The sequence below is a fragment of the Pseudomonas sp. B21128 genome (genome assembly GCF_044218865.1).
In the GTDB taxonomy this organism is placed as follows: Bacteria; Pseudomonadota; Gammaproteobacteria; order Pseudomonadales; family Pseudomonadaceae; genus Aquipseudomonas; species Aquipseudomonas iridis.
This window is the reverse complement of sequence record NZ_CP162590.1, coordinates 820964-838964: the sequence shown is the minus strand read 5'-3', so window position 1 is coordinate 838964 and position 18001 is coordinate 820964. Positions and strand designations below refer to the sequence as shown.

Here is an 18001-nt window from a genome sequence, read left to right as displayed (position 1 = left end):
CGTCTCACGGTCTCAGGAAATACTGCCGAACCAGAGCCTCTGCCGTCGGTCAGACCGTCTAGGCTCAGACAATTCCCCGCTCGCCCGAGGTCGTATCAATGACTCAAGAACCACTAGTTCGCGAAGCAGAGGTGGCCGCATTCCGCGACGCCGTCTTGACCAAACTCACCTATGCAGTGGGCAAAGACCCTGATCACGCCTTCGACCATGACTGGTTCGAAGCCATTGCGTTGGCCGCGCGTGATCACATGGTCGAGCACTGGATGGACCACACCCGGCAGATCTACCGCAAAGGTCAGAAGCGGGTGTATTACCTCTCGCTGGAATTCCTCATCGGCCGCTTGCTCTACGACAGCCTGAGCAACCTTGGCCTGCTCGATGTGGCGCGTGAAGCCCTGACCGAACTCGGCGTCGATCTTGAGCGCATCCGCCTGCTGGAGCCCGACGCGGCGCTCGGCAATGGCGGCCTCGGCAGACTGGCGGCGTGCTTCATGGAAAGCATGTCGACCCTCGGCATTGCTGGCCACGGGTACGGTATTCGTTACGAACACGGTTTGTTCCGTCAGGCCATTGTCGATGGCTGGCAGCAGGAACAGACCGAGCACTGGCTGGATTTCGGTAACCCGTGGGAGTTCGAGCGTCCGGAAGTCGCCTACCCCATCGGCTTCGGTGGCAGCGTGGAAACCGTCATCGATGCCAACGGCCAATCCAGGCAAGTCTGGTCACCCGCCGAGACCGTCCGCGCCATTGCCTACGACACACCGGTAGTCGGTTGGCGCGGGGCGAGCGTCAATACCTTGCGCCTGTGGCGTGCGCGGGCGATGGAAGATCTGCACCTGGAGCGCTTCAACGCGGGTGACCACTTGGGCGCCGTCGCCGAAGTGGCCCGTGCCGAAAGTATTTCCCGCGTGCTCTACCCGGCGGACAGCACGGAGGCCGGGCAGGAACTGCGCCTGCGTCAGGAATACTTCTTTGTCGCCGCCTCGTTGCAGGATTTGCTGCGTCGCCATCGCAACACGCACACCTCGGTGCTGACCCTGGGCGATCACGCCGCCATCCAGCTCAACGACACGCACCCCTCGATTGCCGTCGCCGAACTGATGCGCCAATTGGTCGACGTCTACGATGTGGCATGGGATGCGGCGTGGCAGGTGACGGTCGATACGCTCTCGTACACCAACCACACATTGCTGCCCGAAGCGCTGGAAACCTGGCCGGTCGGCTTGATGGAACGCATGCTGCCACGGCATATGCAGATCATTTACCTGATCAACGCGCAGCACATCGACTCGCTGCGCGCCAAGGGCATTCATGACTTCGACGTGCTGCGCGCGGTGTCGCTGATCGAAGAGGACAACGGTCGTCGGGTGCGCATGGGCAACCTCGCGTTTCTCGGTTCGCACAGCGTCAACGGCGTGTCCGGGTTGCACACGCAACTGATGCGCAAAACCGTATTCTCCGAGCTGCACAAGCTTTACCCGGAGCGGATCAACAACAAAACCAACGGCATCACCTTCCGCCGCTGGCTGTACCAGGCCAACTCCGAGCTGACGTCGATGCTGGTTGATGCCCTCGGCCCGGACCTGCTCGACAACCCTGAAGAACGTCTGCTGGATCTGGAGCCATTCGCCGAGCAACCCGCGTTCCGCAAAGCCTTCGCCGAACAACGTCTGCACAGCAAAAAAGCCTTAGCCTATCTGATTCATGAACGGCTGGGGGTCGCGGTCAATCCGGCGGCGATGTTCGACGTGCAGGTCAAACGGATCCACGAATACAAGCGCCAGTTACTTAATCTGCTTCACACCGTGGCGTTGTATCAGGCGATTCGCGCTGAGCCGGAAGTCAACTGGGTGCCGCGCGTGAAGATCTTCGCCGGTAAGGCGGCGGCGAGTTATCACCAGGCCAAGTTGATCATCAAGCTGACTAACGATATCGCCCGAGTGGTGAACAACGATCCGACCGTGCGTGGCCTGTTGAAAGTGGTGTTCCTGCCCAACTACAACGTCAGCCTCGCGGAGAGCATTATTCCGGCAGCGGACCTTTCAGAACAGATTTCCACCGCCGGTTTCGAGGCGTCGGGCACCAGTAACATGAAGTTCGGCCTCAACGGTGCGCTGACCATCGGCACCCTCGATGGCGCCAACGTGGAGATGTGCGAGCGTATTGGCGCCGAGCACATGTTCATCTTCGGCCTCAGCGCCCAGCAGGTTGAAGCGCGCAAACAGAACCACGAGTTCAGCGCTGCGCCGGACATCGCGGAATCCCATCGCCTCAACGATGTGTTGCAAGCGATCCGCAGCGGCGTGTTCTCGCCGGATGACACTTCGCGCTATACCGGGCTGATCGATTCGCTGGTGGATTACGACCGCTTCCTGGTCTGCGCCGACTTCGACTCCTACTGGGAGGCGCAGAAGCGTGTCGAAGCGCATTGGCATGACGCTGATAACTGGTGGCGTTCGGCGGTGTTGAATACATCGCGGATGGGCTGGTTCTCCTCCGACCGGACGATTCGCGAGTACGCCACGGATATCTGGAAGGCGCTGGAGTAATTTTCCGCAACAAATGTACGCAAGGCCCAACGGTTGTTGGGCCGGATCGATATACTGAGCGCCGCTTACCGGACGTATCAGTCACCGCGGAACAAATGTGGGAGCGAGCTTGCTCGCGAAAGCGTCGGGGCAGTCAACTTCAATGTTGAATCTGCTGGCCTCTTCGCGAGCAAGCTCGCTCCCACAAGGTTTGTGCCTAGACTGAAGCAATCGCCGGACTCGCCCCCCTGTGGGCCGCTTAGGGATATCGACCATGCAATGGATGTTCATGTTGATCGGGCTGGTGCTCGGCTGGCTGCTCGACGAGTCGCTCAGTGATGCGCTGCTGGGTGCGTTGCTGGGGCTGGCGATCGGTCAGACGATCCGCATCGCGCGCCTTGGCACGCAGATGGCGGAGCAACAGCACCAACTTGAACAGGTGAGGGTGGCTTTGCAAGGCGTTGCCCAGCGTCTGTTTTTGCTGGAAGGCTCGCCGTCTCATGCGGTGCCACCGCCAGGCGTTGAACCGGTCAGTGAGTCTGTCGACATCGTCGAAGGCGCCCCGGCACCCGAACTGGTTTGGGAGTTGCCGCCCGAACTTGAGCCAATATCCGCCGTCGCCAGCGAAGCCGTTCAACCATTGCCGGACGATGTCTGGCGTCTGGACGCCGTCACTACCGAACCCAAACAACCCGCCGAACCCCGTGGCCCGAATGTTGTCGAGCGCGGCATCAGCGCTGCACGCAACTGGTTGTTCGGCGGCAACACCGTGCTGCGTGTCGGCGTGGTGCTGTTGTTTTTCGGTCTGGCGTTTCTGCTGCGTTACGCCACCGAAGGCATGGTGGTGCCAATCGAATTGCGTTACGCCGGGGTCGCGGCCGCGGCATTGGGTCTGCTGGCGCTGGGCTGGTGGCTGCGCCAGCGTAACAACGGCTACGCATTGATGCTGCAAGGCACCGGGATCGCGGTGCTGTACCTGACGGTGTTTGCGGCGATGCGATTGCATCCGCTGCTTGATCCGTCCGCCGCCCTGGGTTTGCTGGTGGCGGTCACGGTGTTCTCGGCGATCCTCGCTATCACGCAAGATGCGTTGGGCCTGGCTGCGGCGGCTGCGTTGGGCGGTTTCGCCGCACCGATCCTGACCTCGACCGGCGCCGGCAACCATGTCGCACTGTTCAGTTATTTCGCACTGCTCAATGCCGGCATTCTCGCCATCGCCTGGTTCAAGGCCTGGCGCTTGCTCAACTTGATCGGCTTCGTCGGCACTTTCGGTATCGGTTTCGCCTGGGGCCTGCGCTCGTACGCGCCGGAACTGCTGTGGAGCACCGAGCCATTCCTGATTCTGTTCTTCCTGATGTACCTCGCCATCGGCCTGCTGTTTGCCCGGCGTAAATTGCTCGATATGCCCGACGCTCCTGCGGACGGTGATCGCGAGGCGCTGCTGCACTGGTCGGCGCGCAAGGGCGATTACGTTGACGGAACGATGCTGTTCGGCCCGCCCATCGTGGGCTTCGGGTTGCAGTTTGCGCTGGTCCAGCATCTTGAGTTCGCCGCCGCATTCAGTGCCCTGGCGCTGGGCATGATTTACATGGGCCTGGCCAAAGTGTTGATGGGCGGGCGCGCGGTGCTGCTCGGCGAAACCTGTCTGGCACTCGGGGTGATTTTCGCCAGCCTGGCGATTCCGCTGGGCCTTGATGCACGCTGGACATCGGCGGCATGGGCGGTGGAGGGCGCAGGGATTTTCTGGCTGGGCTTGCGTCAGCAACGGCCGTTCGCACGGGCCTTTGCGTTGTTGCTGCAATTCGGTTCAGCGCTGGCGTTTCTCAGCCAATTGAACGTCGGGGAAAGCAGCCTGCTCGATGGTGCTCCATTGGGCGCGTTGATGCTCGGCGCGGCGCTGTTGTTCAGCTTCTATCAACTGCGCAACGCCACGCCGGAGCAGGCTTCGCCTTGGGAACGCCAGGGGTTGCCGGTATTGGCGTGCCTGGGGCTGACGTTCCTTTATCTGCTGGCGCCGTTGTTCTTCTTCATCCAGGGCACGGCGATCAGTTGGGCGTTGGCCGGTCTGGCGACCTTGTTTGTAGGCCTGCGGCTGCAATCGCGCACGTTCCTGTTCACCGCGTTCGGGGTGCAATTGCTGGGCAGTGCGTTGTTCCTGCTGCGGCTGCAAGGCGCTGGCGAAGATTCGGCGGCAGTCTTCAGCGCCGGTTGGAGCGGTCTGCTCAGTGCGTCGTTGATTGGCCTGGCGCTGATCGCCGGCATGCTTTTGGCCGCTCGCGACGAAATGGTGCGCGGCGACGTACGCCTGTTGCGCGGTTTGTCGGTGGTGCTGCTGGCCGGTCTGGTGCTGATCAATCTGGCGGTGTTGTTTGTCCTGCCGTGGCAAACGGCGAGTGCAGTGTGGGCCGCCAGCGGTTTGCTGATTATCTGGCTGAGCCTGTATCTCCAACAGCGAGTGAGTTTTGTCTTCGGACTGCTGTTGCAGGTGATCGGTGGCGCGGCGTTTTTGCTCGCCGGCCCCGAGTTGCTCGGGCCGTTGTCTGCCGAAGGTCTGAAGCCGTTGGCCCATGGCGGGTTCTGGACGCCGCTGGTGCTGGGGCTGGCGGCGATGATCGGTGCCTGGCGCCTGCAACGGGGCAATCACGCTTCAGCATTTGATGCGCTGAGTTTGCAGCGTCTGTCCCAAGTCTTGCTGGTGTGGGGCGCTGGTTGGTGGGCGTTGGCGTGGGTCAGTGAGGTGCTGCGTTTTGCACCGGTGACTCTGCAAGGTACGTTGCTGCTGTTGGTAGCGGCGTTGAGTGTTGTGTTGTGGACGCTGCTGTCGCTGCGCTTGAAGTGGCCGGCGCTCGGCGTGCTTTGCACGCTGCTGATCCCCGCGGCAGGCTGGGTGTTGCTGGCGGCTTGGCACTCGCGTTATCACCCGGCGGCTGACTTCGGCTGGGTGGCGTGGACATTGGTGTTCGCTGTGCACTTCTTCAGCTTGCGCCGTGTGGCGCCAATGCTGCCGGCACGCGCCTTGAGCACCGCCCATGTGCTCGGTTGCTGGCTGCTGATCGGCGTGCTCGCGCTGGAGTTGCGCTACGGCTTGCTGCTGTTGTCCGAGCAATACAACGCCTGGCGCTGGTTGGGTTGGGCGCTTCTGCCGAGCCTTTATTTGTTGCTGGCGGCAGCCCAACGCAACTGGCCTTGGCCGGTGGCGGCGTTCGCCCGCGAATATCGTCTGTATGCCGCCGCGCCTTTGGCAGTGTTGATGCTTGCGTGGTTCTGGCTGGCCAACGGGGTCAGCGATGGTAACGCTGCACCCTTGCCGTACGTGCCGCTGCTCAATCCGCTGGAACTGGGTTTGCTGTTCGCCTTGTTCGGCGTTTACGTCTGGTCGCGCAGTGCAGTTTCGCAGCTGTCGATCCGTCAGGACTACGCCGATTACGCCACGCAACTGGTCGCCGGGGTTTCTCTGTTCGCTTTCTGCACCGCGTTGGTGACGCGCGCCGCGCACCACTGGGCCGGCATTCCATTCGAACTCGATCAACTGCTCGCTTCTATGCTGGTGCAGGCCGGGTTGTCCATCGTCTGGACGCTGATGGCGCTGGGACTGATGATCGGCGGACACCTGCGTCATCGTCGCGAAGTCTGGCTGATCGGCGCAGCGCTGATTGCGCTGGTGGTGGCCAAACTGATTTTTGTCGAACTGAGCAACCGTGGCGGCCTCGCCCGGATCGTCTCGTTTATCGGCGTCGGCGTGTTGTTGTTGGTGGTGGGCTACTTTGCGCCGCTGCCACCCAAACGCGTCGAAGCTGACCCGGAGGCGCAAAAGCCAGCCCCGGAAACCGAAGGAGTTGCATCTTGAGTCGCATGCTGAATCTGGGGTGGTTGGCGTTGGGCGTGGTGATGGTTGCCGGCGCTCAGGAAAAATCGGCGGACTTCGCCACGCAGGTGCCGCTGTCGGTGACGGGCGATGGGCCGTGGTATCGCCTGGAATTGCCGCTGAGCGCGCAATTGCAGGCGCGCCAGACCGATCTCAGTGACTTGCGTGTGTTCAACGCTGCCGGCGAACCACAGGCCTATGCCTTGGCCCGCGAATCGGCGAAAACCCGCGACGACGGCCAGTTGCACGAAGTGAAGTGGTTCCCGCTGTACAACGCCGCCGACGCCACGGAGCGCGCGCCCAACGTCCGGGTGCAATCCACCACCAACGGCACGCTGGTTGAGGTGCAGCCATCCAGTCAGTTGGAGGCGGGTGAAGAAGTGCTGCGCGGCTGGTTGCTCGATGCCAGTGCGATCAAGGCGCCGTTGCAGCAGTTGATCCTCGACTGGACCAGCGAGCGCGATGGCTTCCAGCGTTTCAGCATCGAGGCCAGTGACGACTTGCAGCGTTGGCAGCCGTGGGGCGAGGGTCAGGTGGCGCGGCTGACCTTTTCCGATGAGCGAATCGAGCAGCATGAGGTGACTTTGCCGGGGCAATCGGCGCGTTATCTGCGCCTGCTCTGGGAGTCGCCGAACTCGGCACCGATCCTGACCTCGGCCCAGCTGAAAAGCAGCGACCCGCGCAACGTGCCGCTGCCGTTGGTGTGGTCGCAAGCGTTGGCGGGCAGTAGCAGCAAACCCGGCGAATACACCTGGCAATTGCCAATGGGGCTGAATGTCGAGCGGGTCCAGGTTGAGCTGAAACAACCGAACAGTCTGGCGCCGGTAACCTTGGCCGGCCGGCGCGAGAGCAGCCTGCCGTGGCAGACGTTGAGCAGCGGTCTGCTCTATCGCCTGACGCAGAATGCCCAGGACGTGGTGCAGAACGAAATGCAGCTGTACGGGCAAACCGTGCAGCAGTTGAAGTTGACTGTGGATGAGCGCGGCGGCGGTTTGGGTGATCAGGTGCCGAGCCTGAAATATGCGGTGCGGGCGACGCAGGTGATCTTCCTCGCACGAGGGGAGGGCCCGTACAGTCTGGCGTTAGGCAATCCGAATGTGAAAACGGCGAATCTGCCGTTGACGACGCTGATACCGGATTTCAAACCGGAGAAACTGGCGACGTTGGGCAAGGCGACGGTTCAGGCAAATGTGGTCGCAACCCAGACGTCGACCGCGACCATAGCGGCCGTGGCGCAGACCAATTGGAAGAAGATCGGGTTGTGGGCGGTGTTGTTGCTGAGTGTGGTGTTTCTTGGGGCGATGGCGTTCAGTCTGTTGCGCAAGCCTCCTGCCAATTCCTGATAATGGCCGGCGCTGCGCGCCATTCGCGAGCAAGCTCGCTCCCACAGTGGAGTCTCCAGTGGGCACAAATGTTGTGATCAATCGAGATCCCTGTGGGAGCGAGCTTGCTCGCGAAGGCGGCCGATCCAGTCGACAAACATACTCAACCGGTTGCCATCCGCGAATCACCACCCATCCCATTTCCAGCTACGCTAAACCCGCTACCTGAACTCTCTGCACCCATTCACGTCTGATACAAGCAATTGCGCCCCGACGCACGTTACCGGGCGTCTTCGCTCGCTACGTTTTCAGACTCCCTGTAAACTGCGCGGGTTTTTAGCCCCCCATTCCACCGGAGCCGTCCATGTCCCGCGTTACCCTGAGTCGCTATTTGATTGAGCAGACCCGTAGCAACAACACTCCTGCCGATCTGCGTTTCCTGATCGAAGTGGTGGCGCGCGCCTGTAAAGAAATCAGCCACGCCGTGTCCAAAGGCGCCCTGGGTGGTGTTCTGGGCAGCATGGGCACTGAAAACGTGCAAGGCGAAGTGCAGAAGAAACTCGACGTGATCTCCAACGAGATCCTGCTCGAAGCCAACGAATGGGGCGGTCACCTGGCCGGCATGGCGTCCGAAGAAATGGACAATGCCTACCAGATCCCGGGCAAATACCCGAAAGGCGCGTACCTGTTGGTATTCGACCCATTGGACGGTTCTTCGAACATCGACATCAACGCGCCGGTCGGCACGATCTTCTCGGTGCTGCGTTGCCCGAACGAATACCTGACCCAGAACGAGCCGCTGAACGAAAAGGCTTTCCTGCAGCCAGGCACTCAGCAGGTGGCTGCCGGCTACGCGATCTATGGCCCGCAGACCATGCTGGTGCTGACCTTGGGCCACGGCGTCAAAGGCTTCACCCTGGACCGCGAAATGGGCAGCTTCGTGCTGACCCACGAAGACATCACCATTCCTGAATCGACCCAGGAATTCGCCATCAACATGTCCAACCAGCGTCACTGGGAAGCTCCGGTACAACGTTATGTTGGCGAGTTGCTGGCCGGTGAAGAAGGCCCGCTGAAAAAGAACTACAACATGCGTTGGGTCGCGGCGATGGTTGCCGACGTGCACCGCATCCTGACCCGTGGCGGTCTGTTCATGTACCCACGTGACAGCCGCGAGCCATCCAAGCCTGGCAAACTGCGTCTGATGTACGAAGCCAACCCGATGTCGTTCCTCGTGGAACAGGCGGGCGGCGCGTCCACCGACGGTCACCAGCGCATCCTCGACATTCAGCCGGACGGCCTGCACCAGCGTGTTGCGGTGTTCCTGGGCTCGAAAGAAGAAGTCGCACGCGCTACGGCCTACCACAAGGAATAAACCATGAACGCGCCCTGGCAGCCGTTGCTCGATTGGTGGTTCGGAAATGCCGAATCACCGGATGAGATATCGGCTGACAAGGGCAAGTTGTGGTTCGGCAAGCGTGACAGCCAAGACCTCGAAGCGCAGACGCGTTTCGGGGTCTTTGTCGATCAGGCCCTGGCTGGTGAATTGACCGAGTGGACGCAACGTCCCGAAGGTTGGCTGGCGGTGGTGCTGCTGCTCGATCAACTGCCGCGAATGATCTTTCGGGACACTCCCAAAGCTTTCTCCGGTGATTTGCGCGCACAGAAGCTTGTCGCGCAAGGCATTGCTGCGGATTTTGATCGGCAGCTAAAGCCCATTCAGCGAGTGTTCATTTATCTGGTGTTCGAACACTGCGAAAACCTCGCGGTGCAGAACGAGGCGGTTTCCAGATTCATCGAACTGGTGGCTGAACAGCCGGAAGCGGAGCGGGCAGTGTTTGCCGACAATCTGGATTATGCCGAGCGGCATCAGAAGGTGATTGCGCGGTTTGGAAGGTTTCCGCATCGCAATGCGGTGTTGGGGCGGGCGTCTACGGCTGAGGAACTCGAGTTTCTTTCGGGGCCTGGGTCGCGGTTCTAGAAGCTTACCCTCACCCTAACCCTCTCCCGGAGGGAGAGGGGACTGACCGAGTAGCCTGGCATTACGACATCGACCTGAAAGTATCCAGTCGAACTCAGGTTTGAACAGCATGAAAATCGGCTCCCTTTCCCCCTCGCCCCCCTGGGGGAGAGGGCTGGGGTGAGGGGGTAAAGCCCTTGATCTTCAGATCCTGAAGCTACCCACCAACTGCTTCAACCGCGCCGCCTGCTGCTCCAGATCCGAGCAAGCCCGCAACGTCGCCTGCAAGTTCTCCACACCTTCCTGATTCAGCGTGTTGATCTCGTTGATATCAACATTGATCGACTCAACCACAGCAGTCTGCTCTTCAGTCGCGGTGGCTACCGACTGGTTCATGCCGTCGATCTCGCCGATGCGCTGGGTCACGCTGCCCAGGCGTTCGCCGGCCTGGTTGGCGATGCCGACGCTGCTTTCGCTCTCGCGCTGGCTCTCGGTCATGATGCTGACCGCCTGACGCGCGCCGACTTGCAGCTCTTCGATCATCTTCTGCACTTGCTGCGCGGAATCCTGAGTGCGGTGCGCGAGGTTACGCACTTCGTCAGCGACCACGGCGAAACCACGACCGGCTTCACCGGCACGCGCGGCTTCGATCGCGGCGTTCAGCGCCAGCAGGTTGGTTTGCTGGGAGATGCTGGTGATCACTTCCAGAATCTGGCCGATGTTCACGGTGTTGCTGTTGAGGGTTTCGATGTTGCCGCACGAATCGCTGATCTTCGCCGAGAGCTGTTGCATCGCGTGGATGGTTCTATCCACCACCTGCTGACCGTCGACAGCGAGGCTGCGCGCTTCGCTGGAATGCTGCGAGGCGAGGGCGGCGTTCTGGGCGATTTCCTGGGCGGCGGCGCCGAGTTGGTTGATCGCTGCGGCCACACTGTTGGTGCGAGTGGCCTGTTGATCGGAGTTGTACATCGACGAGTTCGAGGCCGCGACCACGCGCAGGGCGACTTCGTTGACCTGGCCGGTCGCCGAGGACACTTCGCGGATCGAGGTGTGGATACGCTCAACGAAACGATTGAACGATGTGCCCAGCGCGCCAAACTCGTCGTTGCCGTGGATGACCAGACGTTTGGTCAGGTCGCCTTCACCTTCGGCGATGTCGTGCATGGCGCGGCCCATGGTCAGCAGCGGTTGCATCAGCACGCGGATCAGCATGCCGAGCAGGAAGATGATGATCACCACGGCAATGACCATGGCGATCAGCGCCGAGGTGCGGAATTCGCTAAGCATCGAGAATGCGGTGTCTTTGTCCAGAACCAGCGCCACGTACCAGTCGGCCGAGGGTACGCCGTTGACGCGGGTGAAGGAGATCAGCTGGGTCTTGCCGTTGAATTCGACTTCTTTCAGGCCCGGACTGACTGTCGGTGCGCCGTTGGGGTAAGCCTCGGCCAGGGTCTTGAGCACCAGTTTGCTGTCCGGATGAATCAGGATTTTGCCATCGGCACTGACGATGAATGCGTGGCCGTGGCCGCCGAAGTTCAGCGAGTTGATGATCGCGCTGACGCTGGTCAGGTCGATGTCGGCACCGGCCACGCCGAGCATCTGGCCCTGGCGCTGCACCGGGGTGGCAACGGTGATCACCAGTTTGCCCGACGAGGCGGCAATGTACGGTTCGGTGACGATGGTCTGCTGCGCGCTGTTGGCCGCTTTGTACCAGCCGCGGGCGCGCGGATCGTAATCCGGCGCGCGGTTGCCGGCGGGCACGGAGAACATCACGCCGTCAGCACCGCCGAAGTAGCTGAGCTGGAAATTGCCGGTGTAGGCGGGCAGGTCGATGATGCGTTTCAGGCTGGCGGGGGCGTTGCCGTCAACCGCGACCTGCTGGGACAGCGATTGCAGCAGTTGAATGCGGCTTTCCAGCCAGGTCTGGATGTTGCTGGTGGTCAGGCTGCCGAGTTCCTGCATGGTCGACTCGGTGCTGCTGCCCAGCGCTTCGCGTTGTCGATAATCGTTGAAGAAAATGAAACAGGCGAACGCAACGGCCACCACAAGGGCGGCAGCCAACAAGATTTTGTGGCTGAATTTCATGTTTCTGGTCATCGAATGAACTACCGCGAAGGGGCTGGTCGAGAAAGGGCGGCAATTTGCCACACTATCGGGCTTTGCGCTGCCATTTATTTCGACCGCCGTGCGCCAAAGATTAGGCGGCTTTGCGTAAATGCGACGAAATGCTCAATAGCCCTGGAAAGTGACTGATTTAAAGGTAAAAGTCAGACGGGCGGGCTAATAAATAGCCTTTTTTGTACGGAACCAGATGACGGTTTTCTCTTCTAAGCTTCTGGTTGGCACCCTGCCATCCCCCCTCGTTCCAGGAGTTACACAATGTCGCTGCGATCTATCGCCCTTCTGTCGTTTTGCGTGCTGTTGGCCGCATGCAGCAAGGTCAATCAGGAAAACTATGCGAAGCTCTCGGCTGGCATGGCCAAGGCTGAAGTAGAAACCCTGCTCGGCAAACCGACTGACTGCTCGGGCGCGCTCGGCATGTCCAGTTGCACCTGGGGCGACAAGAACAGCTTTATCAGCGTGCAGTACGCCGGTGACAAAGTGCTGATGTTTTCCGGCCAAGGCCTGAAGTAAACCGGGGCTTCGCGCCCACGGAGAAGAAAAATGAAGCGGTTATTGTTTGTCCTTTTTGCCGGCCTGGTACTGGCCGGCTGCGCCACTTCCGGCGTGGATTCGTTGGCGCCGAAAACCGTCGACAGCGTCAACCTCAAGCGTTATCAGGGGACCTGGTACGAGCTGGCGCGCCTGCCGATGTACTTCCAGCGCAATTGCGCGCAATCCGAAGCCCGCTACACCCTCAAGCCTGACGGCAACGTTGCGGTGCTCAATCGCTGCCTGACCCCGGACTGGCAGTGGGAAGAAGCCAAGGGCACGGCTTATCCACAGGTGCCGGGCAAGACCGACAAGCTGTGGGTCGAATTCGATAACTGGTTCTCGCGACTGATTCCGGGTGTGGCGAAGGGCGAATACTGGGTGCTGTACGTCAGCGACGACTACAAGACCGCCATCGTCGGCGACCCGAGTCGCAAGTACCTGTGGCTGCTGTCGCGCACGCCGACCGTCAACGGTGTGGTGCGCGAAGAACTGTTGAGCAAGGCCCGCCAGCAGGGTTACGACACGACGCGGTTGATCTGGCGAGCGTCGGATCGGCAGATGGCCAAGACCTCAAACTAATCGAAACGGTGGGAGCGAGCTTGCTCGCGAAAGCGGACTGTCATTCAACATCTGCATTGGAGGTGACGGCCCTTTCGCGAGCAAGCTCGCTCCCACAGGTTTTTGTGTCAGCCTAATAGTTCGCGCAGGACTTGGGTGAACGCGCGAGCGCTTTGTTCCTCTGCCGCGTGGCGTCCATCACGCACAACCCACTGGCCATTGACCAGCACATCACGCACCTGGCGATCACCGCCAGCAAACAACCAGCGATTCAAAATACCGTCCCCACTCGCCGTCGCCAGATACGGGTCGTTGCCATCGAGCACAATCCAGTCAGCGCGCTTGCCGACTTCCAGCGCACCAATCGGCTGCCCCAATGCCTGAGCGCCGCCGTCCAGCGCCGCGTCGTACAACGTGCGTCCGACCATCGGCTGATCCGCGCCATATAAACGGTTACGCCGCTGATCACGCAAACGCTGGCCGTATTCCAGCCAACGCAATTCCTCGACCACGCTTAGCGACACATGGCTGTCAGAGCCGATACCCATGCGCCCGCCCTGAGCCATGAAATCCACCGCCGGAAAAATCCCGTCGCCCAGGTTGGCTTCGGTGGTCAGGCACAGGCCGGCAATGGCGCGACTCTTGGCCATCAGCGTGACTTCTTCCGGGTTGGCGTGAGTGGCGTGGACCAGGCACCAGCGCTGATCGACTTCAGTGTTTTCATACAGCCATTGCAGCGGACGGCGACCGCTCCAGCTCAGGCAGTCGTCGACTTCTTTCTGTTGTTCGGCGATGTGAATGTGCACCGGGCAATGCTTGTCACTGGCCGCCAGGACTTCGCTGATCTGCTGCGGGGTCACCGCGCGCAACGAGTGGAAACACAGACCCAGCGATTGCGCCTTTTGCTGCGCCAACAACGGCTGCAAACGCGATTGCAGATTCAGGTAGTTTTCGGTGCTGTTGATAAACCGGCGCTGGCCGTCGTTCGGCGTCTGGCCGCCGAAACCGGCGTGGCTGTAGAGCACCGGCAGCAGGGTCAAACCGATGCCGCTTTCGCTGGCAGCCTGACTGATGCGCAGCGCCAGTTCCGCCGGATCGGCATAGGGCTGACCATTGCTGTCATGGTGAACATAGTGAAATTCAGCGACCGAGGTGTAACCGGCCTTGAGCATTTCGATGTACAGCTGCCTGGCGATCACGCCGAGTTGATCCGGGCTGATTTTTCCGACGAGGCGATACATCAGGTCGCGCCAGGTCCAGAAGCTGTCATTGGGATTGCCGGCGACTTCGGCCAGTCCGGCCATCGCTCGCTGAAAAGCGTGGGAGTGCAGGTTGGGCATTCCCGGCAGCAACGGACCGCTCAGCCGTTCGGCGCCATCTGCGGTGGAATCGGCCTGGATTTGGGTCAGCAGGCCATCGGCGCTGACCTCAAGACGTACATTATTGGCCCATCCGTTAGGCAGCAGCGCGCGTTCGGCAAAGAAGGCGGACATGGTTCAGCACCCCATCGTGTGTTATTTGTATATACATATACAGACGTTTGCCTGCCCGGTAAACTCCGGCAAGCTAGCAACCTCTACCGACGAACAAGGATCCACCGTGCCGACTCCGCCTCCAGTTTCCCCGTTGGCCGCGAACATGGGCGACAGTCCGGCGCCCTTGTACGCTCGCGTCAAACAGATGATCACCCAGCAGATCGACAGCGGTAACTGGCCGCCGCACTACCGCGTGCCGTCCGAGAGCGAACTGGTCAATCAGCTCGGTTTCAGTCGTATGACCATCAATCGCGCGCTGCGCGAGATGACCGCCGACGGCCTGCTGGTGCGCATGCAAGGCGTCGGCACCTTCGTCGCCGAGCCGAAGAGCCAGTCGGCGCTGTTTGAAGTGCATAACATCGCCGATGAAATCGCCTCGCGCGGTCATCGCCACACCTGCCAGGTCATCACCCTCGAAGAAGAGGCCGCCGGTTCCGAGCGTGCGCTGGCGCTGGACATGCGCGAAGGGCAGAAGGTCTTTCACTCGCTGATCGTGCATTACGAAAACGACATTCCGGTGCAAATCGAAGACCGTTTCGTCAACGCGCTGGTGGCCCCGGAATACCTCAAGCAGGACTTCACCCTGCAAACGCCTTACGCCTATCTGAACCAGGTGGCGCCGCTGACTGAGGGCGAACATGTGGTCGAAGCGATCCTGGCCGAAGCGTCCGAGTGCAAGTTGCTGCAGATCGAAAAAGGCGAGCCATGCCTGCTGATCCGCCGTCGCACCTGGTCGGGCCGTCAGCCGGTGACCGCTGCGCGCCTGATTCACCCCGGTTCCCGTCATCGTCTGGAAGGGCGGTTCCATAAATGAGTTCATTGAACGTCCTACGCGCCGAAGGCTATCCGCGCATGCCGTGGAAAAACGGCGGCGGCAGCACTGAAGAAATCACCCGTGACGCTGGCGCTGGCCTCGAAGGTTTTGGCTGGCGTCTGTCGATTGCCGACATCGCCGAGTCCGGCGGTTTTTCGAGCTTTTCCGGTTACCAGCGGGTGATCACTGTGTTGCAGGGTGACGGCATGACCCTGTGCGTCGACGGCGAAGATACTCGGCCACTGTTACCGCTCGACCCGTTTGCCTTCAGCGGCAAGAGCCAGGTTTCCTGCACCTTGCTCGGTGGCGCGATTCGCGACTTCAACCTGATCTATGCGCCGCAGCGTTACAGCGCGCGGTTGCAGTGGCTGGATGGCGAGCAACGATTTTTCAGTTCGGCGGGGACGGTGCTGGTGTTCAGTGTCAGTGAGTTGCTTGAAGTTGTCGTCGGGGAGAAGGCGGCACAACTTGGCCGACACGACTGCCTGCAACTGGACGGTAACGCCGGGCTGGTTGAGATATCCGTCAATGCCGGTTGCTGCGTGATCGAACTCACTACACGCTGATCCGCAAATAATCCAAAGATCGTAGCCTTTCGGCAGTTCCTACAGTGGGATTGATGTACACCCTGTAGGCGCTGCCGAAAGCTGCGATCTTTTGCTTTTAAGGTGTTCCCAACCACGCACCAACTTGTTACCGAACGCCCCAGCGTGGCGCAAACCCTGCTCTCGTAACCCTCCCCCCAAATCCCAAAATCAGCCCCTCGAAAAATTTCATCATCGCCAGAACCCTTGATTCAGGCGATCTCCAGCCGTGTCCGCGATTTTTCATGAACAGCCCACTGCCAAGTTGGCCGCTTGATTGCATATGCTTGTATGTACAAGTAAAGACGTATGCGTATGAGTCCGCAGCGTCCACTGATTCGCTTGTCGCGCATTGATGCGCACAGGCTGCTTGCCCACTGCCAGGGTTGGTTTGAATTGATCGCTGAGGAGTCTTTTTCGTGACTGACAATACCCAGAAACCTACAAAGTATCGTGACATCGAAATCCGTGCCGCCCGCGGCAACAAGCTGACCGCCAAGAGCTGGCTGACCGAAGCGCCGCTGCGCATGCTGATGAACAACCTCGACCCGGAAGTCGCCGAAAACCCGAAAGAGCTGGTGGTTTATGGCGGTATCGGTCGCGCCGCCCGTAACTGGGAGTGCTACGACAAGATCGTCGAGAGCCTGACCAACCTGAATGACGACGAGACCCTGCTGGTGCAATCCGGCAAGCCGGTCGGCGTGTTCAAGACTCACAGCAACGCCCCGCGCGTCCTGATCGCCAACTCCAACCTCGTACCGCACTGGGCGAGCTGGGAGCACTTCAACGAACTCGACGCCAAAGGCCTGGCCATGTACGGCCAGATGACTGCCGGCAGCTGGATCTACATCGGCAGCCAAGGCATCGTTCAAGGCACCTACGAAACCTTCGTTGAGGCCGGTCGTCAGCACTACAACGACAACCTCACCGGCAAGTGGGTCCTGACCGCGGGTCTGGGCGGCATGGGCGGCGCTCAGCCGCTGGCTGCAACGCTTGCTGGCGCCTGCTCGCTGAACATCGAATGCCAGCAGGTCAGCATCGATTTCCGTCTGAAAAGCCGCTACGTCGACGAGCAAGCCACTGACCTCGACGACGCGCTGGCACGCATCGCCAAATACACCAAAGAAGGCAAAGCGATCTCCATCGCCCTGCTGGGCAACGCGGCGGAAATTCTGCCGGAACTGGTCAAGCGCGGCGCGCGCCCGGACATGGTCACCGACCAGACCAGCGCCCACGATCCACTCAACGGTTACCTGCCGGCCGGCTGGACCTGGGACGAATACCGCGCTCGCGCCAAGACCGAACCGGCCGCTGTGATCAAAGCGGCCAAGCAGTCGATGGCCGTGCACGTCAAAGCGATGCTGGAGTTCCAGAAGCAAGGCATTCCGACCTTCGACTACGGCAACAACATCCGTCAGATGGCGCAGGAAGAGGGCGTCGAGAACGCATTCGACTTCCCGGGATTCGTGCCGGCTTACATCCGTCCGCTGTTCTGCCGTGGCATCGGCCCGTTCCGCTGGGCGGCGCTGTCGGGTGATCCGCAAGACATCTACAAAACCGACGCCAAGGTCAAAGCGCTGATCCCGGACGACGCCCACCTGCACAACTGGCTGGACATGGCCCGCGAGCGCATCAGTTTCCAGGGGCTGCCGGCTCGTATCTGCTGGGTGGGCCTGGGCCTGCGCGCCAAGCTCGGTCTGGCCTTCAACGAAATGGTTCGCAGCGGTGAATTGTCGGCGCCAATCGTGATCGGTCGCGACCACCTCGATTCCGGCTCGGTCGCCAGCCCGAACCGCGAAACCGAATCGATGCAGGACGGTTCCGACGCTGTGTCCGACTGGCCATTGCTCAACGCTCTGCTCAACACCGCGAGCGGCGCGACCTGGGTTTCCCTGCACCACGGCGGCGGTGTCGGCATGGGCTTTTCGCAGCACTCGGGCATGGTGATCGTCTGCGACGGCACCGACGAAGCGGCCGAGCGAATCGCCCGCGTGCTGCATAACGACCCGGCCACCGGTGTCATGCGTCACGCCGATGCCGGTTACCAGATCGCCATCGATTGCGCGAAGGAACAGGGCCTGAACCTGCCGATGATTACCGGCGGCAAGTAACACACACCGCAGCTCCCACAGGGTTCCGAGTAAGCCCGAGTGAACAATTCAAACAATCCACAGAGGTTG

The 18001-nt window shown here is 60.8% G+C and carries 12 protein-coding genes and 1 pseudogene; 10 read left to right on the top strand and 3 right to left on the bottom strand.

All coding sequences use genetic code 11. The features are described 5' to 3' along the window. The first annotated feature begins 98 nt into the window (after positions 1–98). The 5 genes from AB4P91_RS03605 to AB4P91_RS03585 all read left to right on the top strand — a co-directional run bounded on the left by AB4P91_RS03605 (position 99) and on the right by AB4P91_RS03585 (position 9696). Positions 99–2549 carry a glycogen/starch/alpha-glucan phosphorylase gene (locus AB4P91_RS03605; protein WP_395604333.1) on the top strand — a complete coding sequence of 817 codons (2451 nt, stop codon included), beginning with the start codon at positions 99–101 and terminating at the stop codon, positions 2547–2549. A 253-nt stretch (positions 2550–2802) separates the two neighbouring features. Then, the gene (locus AB4P91_RS03600; protein WP_395604332.1) at positions 2803–6375 is read left to right on the top strand and encodes a DUF2339 domain-containing protein; all 3573 of its coding nucleotides are present in this window, start codon (positions 2803–2805) and stop codon (positions 6373–6375) included. Continuing rightward, complete coding sequence (locus AB4P91_RS03595; RefSeq protein WP_395604331.1) at positions 6372–7736, top strand: DUF3999 domain-containing protein; 1365 nt, start codon at positions 6372–6374, stop codon at positions 7734–7736. Before AB4P91_RS03600 ends, AB4P91_RS03595 begins: the two co-directional genes overlap by 4 nt. A gap of 343 nt (positions 7737–8079) precedes the next feature. Then, positions 8080–9090 (top strand): class 1 fructose-bisphosphatase, encoded by a 1011-nt coding sequence (locus tag AB4P91_RS03590; protein ID WP_042557219.1) that lies wholly within the window; start codon positions 8080–8082, stop codon positions 9088–9090. A 3-nt stretch (positions 9091–9093) separates the two neighbouring features. Then, complete coding sequence (locus AB4P91_RS03585) at positions 9094–9696, top strand: DUF924 family protein (RefSeq protein ID WP_150596814.1); 603 nt, start codon at positions 9094–9096, stop codon at positions 9694–9696. Between the two features lie 183 nt (positions 9697–9879). Here the strand turns inward: AB4P91_RS03585 and AB4P91_RS03580 are convergent, their stop codons facing one another. Then, complete coding sequence (locus tag AB4P91_RS03580) at positions 9880–10644, bottom strand: methyl-accepting chemotaxis protein (RefSeq protein WP_390896384.1); 765 nt, start codon at positions 10642–10644, stop codon at positions 9880–9882. Between the two features lie 141 nt (positions 10645–10785). Next, a pseudogene (locus tag AB4P91_RS03575) lies at positions 10786–11637 on the bottom strand (cache domain-containing protein); the annotation flags it as partial. A 417-nt stretch (positions 11638–12054) separates the two neighbouring features. On the opposite strand from AB4P91_RS03575, the gene AB4P91_RS03570 reads away from it, so the two are divergent. Together AB4P91_RS03570 and AB4P91_RS03565 are read left to right on the top strand one after the other, a co-directional pair. Continuing rightward, entirely contained in the window at positions 12055–12309 is a 255-nt protein-coding gene (locus AB4P91_RS03570) for a lipoprotein (protein WP_042557222.1), read from the top strand. 30 nt (positions 12310–12339) lie between these two features. Continuing rightward, positions 12340–12909: a lipocalin family protein gene (locus AB4P91_RS03565; protein WP_047299365.1), complete on the top strand. Its 570-nt coding sequence runs from the start codon at positions 12340–12342 to the stop codon at positions 12907–12909. A 107-nt stretch (positions 12910–13016) separates the two neighbouring features. Here AB4P91_RS03565 and AB4P91_RS03560 read toward each other — a convergent pair whose 3' ends face one another. After that, a complete protein-coding gene (locus AB4P91_RS03560; RefSeq protein ID WP_395604330.1) occupies positions 13017–14381 on the bottom strand; it encodes a formimidoylglutamate deiminase in 1365 nt (454 codons plus the stop codon). A 145-nt stretch (positions 14382–14526) separates the two neighbouring features. Here AB4P91_RS03560 and hutC point away from each other — a divergent pair, with 145 nt between their 5' ends. The 3 genes from hutC to hutU all read left to right on the top strand — a co-directional run bounded on the left by hutC (position 14527) and on the right by hutU (position 17932). After that, complete coding sequence (gene hutC, locus AB4P91_RS03555; protein WP_181818442.1) at positions 14527–15237, top strand: histidine utilization repressor; 711 nt, start codon at positions 14527–14529, stop codon at positions 15235–15237. After that, the gene (locus tag AB4P91_RS03550; RefSeq protein ID WP_150593906.1) at positions 15234–15803 is read left to right on the top strand and encodes a HutD family protein; all 570 of its coding nucleotides are present in this window, start codon (positions 15234–15236) and stop codon (positions 15801–15803) included. The genes hutC and AB4P91_RS03550 overlap by 4 nt, the downstream gene beginning before the upstream one ends. 437 nt (positions 15804–16240) lie before the next feature. Then, positions 16241–17932 (top strand): urocanate hydratase, encoded by a 1692-nt coding sequence (gene hutU / locus AB4P91_RS03545; RefSeq protein ID WP_395604329.1) that lies wholly within the window; start codon positions 16241–16243, stop codon positions 17930–17932. Positions 17933–18001 lie beyond the last annotated feature (69 nt).

Excerpts from the sequence above, each read along its gene's own strand:
- AB4P91_RS03605 (WP_395604333.1), top strand. The coding sequence starts at position 99 with ATGACTCAAGAACCACTAGTTCGCGAAGCAGAGGTGGCCGCATTCCGC.
- AB4P91_RS03600 (WP_395604332.1), top strand. The coding sequence starts at position 2,803 with ATGCAATGGATGTTCATGTTGATCGGGCTGGTGCTCGGCTGGCTGCTC.
- AB4P91_RS03590 (WP_042557219.1), top strand. The coding sequence starts at position 8,080 with ATGTCCCGCGTTACCCTGAGTCGCTATTTGATTGAGCAGACCCGTAGC.
- AB4P91_RS03585 (WP_150596814.1), top strand. The coding sequence starts at position 9,094 with ATGAACGCGCCCTGGCAGCCGTTGCTCGATTGGTGGTTCGGAAATGCC.
- AB4P91_RS03580 (WP_390896384.1), bottom strand. The coding sequence starts at position 10,644 with ATGTACAACTCCGATCAACAGGCCACTCGCACCAACAGTGTGGCCGCA.
- AB4P91_RS03570 (WP_042557222.1), top strand. The coding sequence starts at position 12,055 with ATGTCGCTGCGATCTATCGCCCTTCTGTCGTTTTGCGTGCTGTTGGCC.
- AB4P91_RS03565 (WP_047299365.1), top strand. The coding sequence starts at position 12,340 with ATGAAGCGGTTATTGTTTGTCCTTTTTGCCGGCCTGGTACTGGCCGGC.
- AB4P91_RS03560 (WP_395604330.1), bottom strand. The coding sequence starts at position 14,381 with ATGTCCGCCTTCTTTGCCGAACGCGCGCTGCTGCCTAACGGATGGGCC.
- hutC (WP_181818442.1), top strand. The coding sequence starts at position 14,527 with ATGGGCGACAGTCCGGCGCCCTTGTACGCTCGCGTCAAACAGATGATC.
- AB4P91_RS03550 (WP_150593906.1), top strand. The coding sequence starts at position 15,234 with ATGAGTTCATTGAACGTCCTACGCGCCGAAGGCTATCCGCGCATGCCG.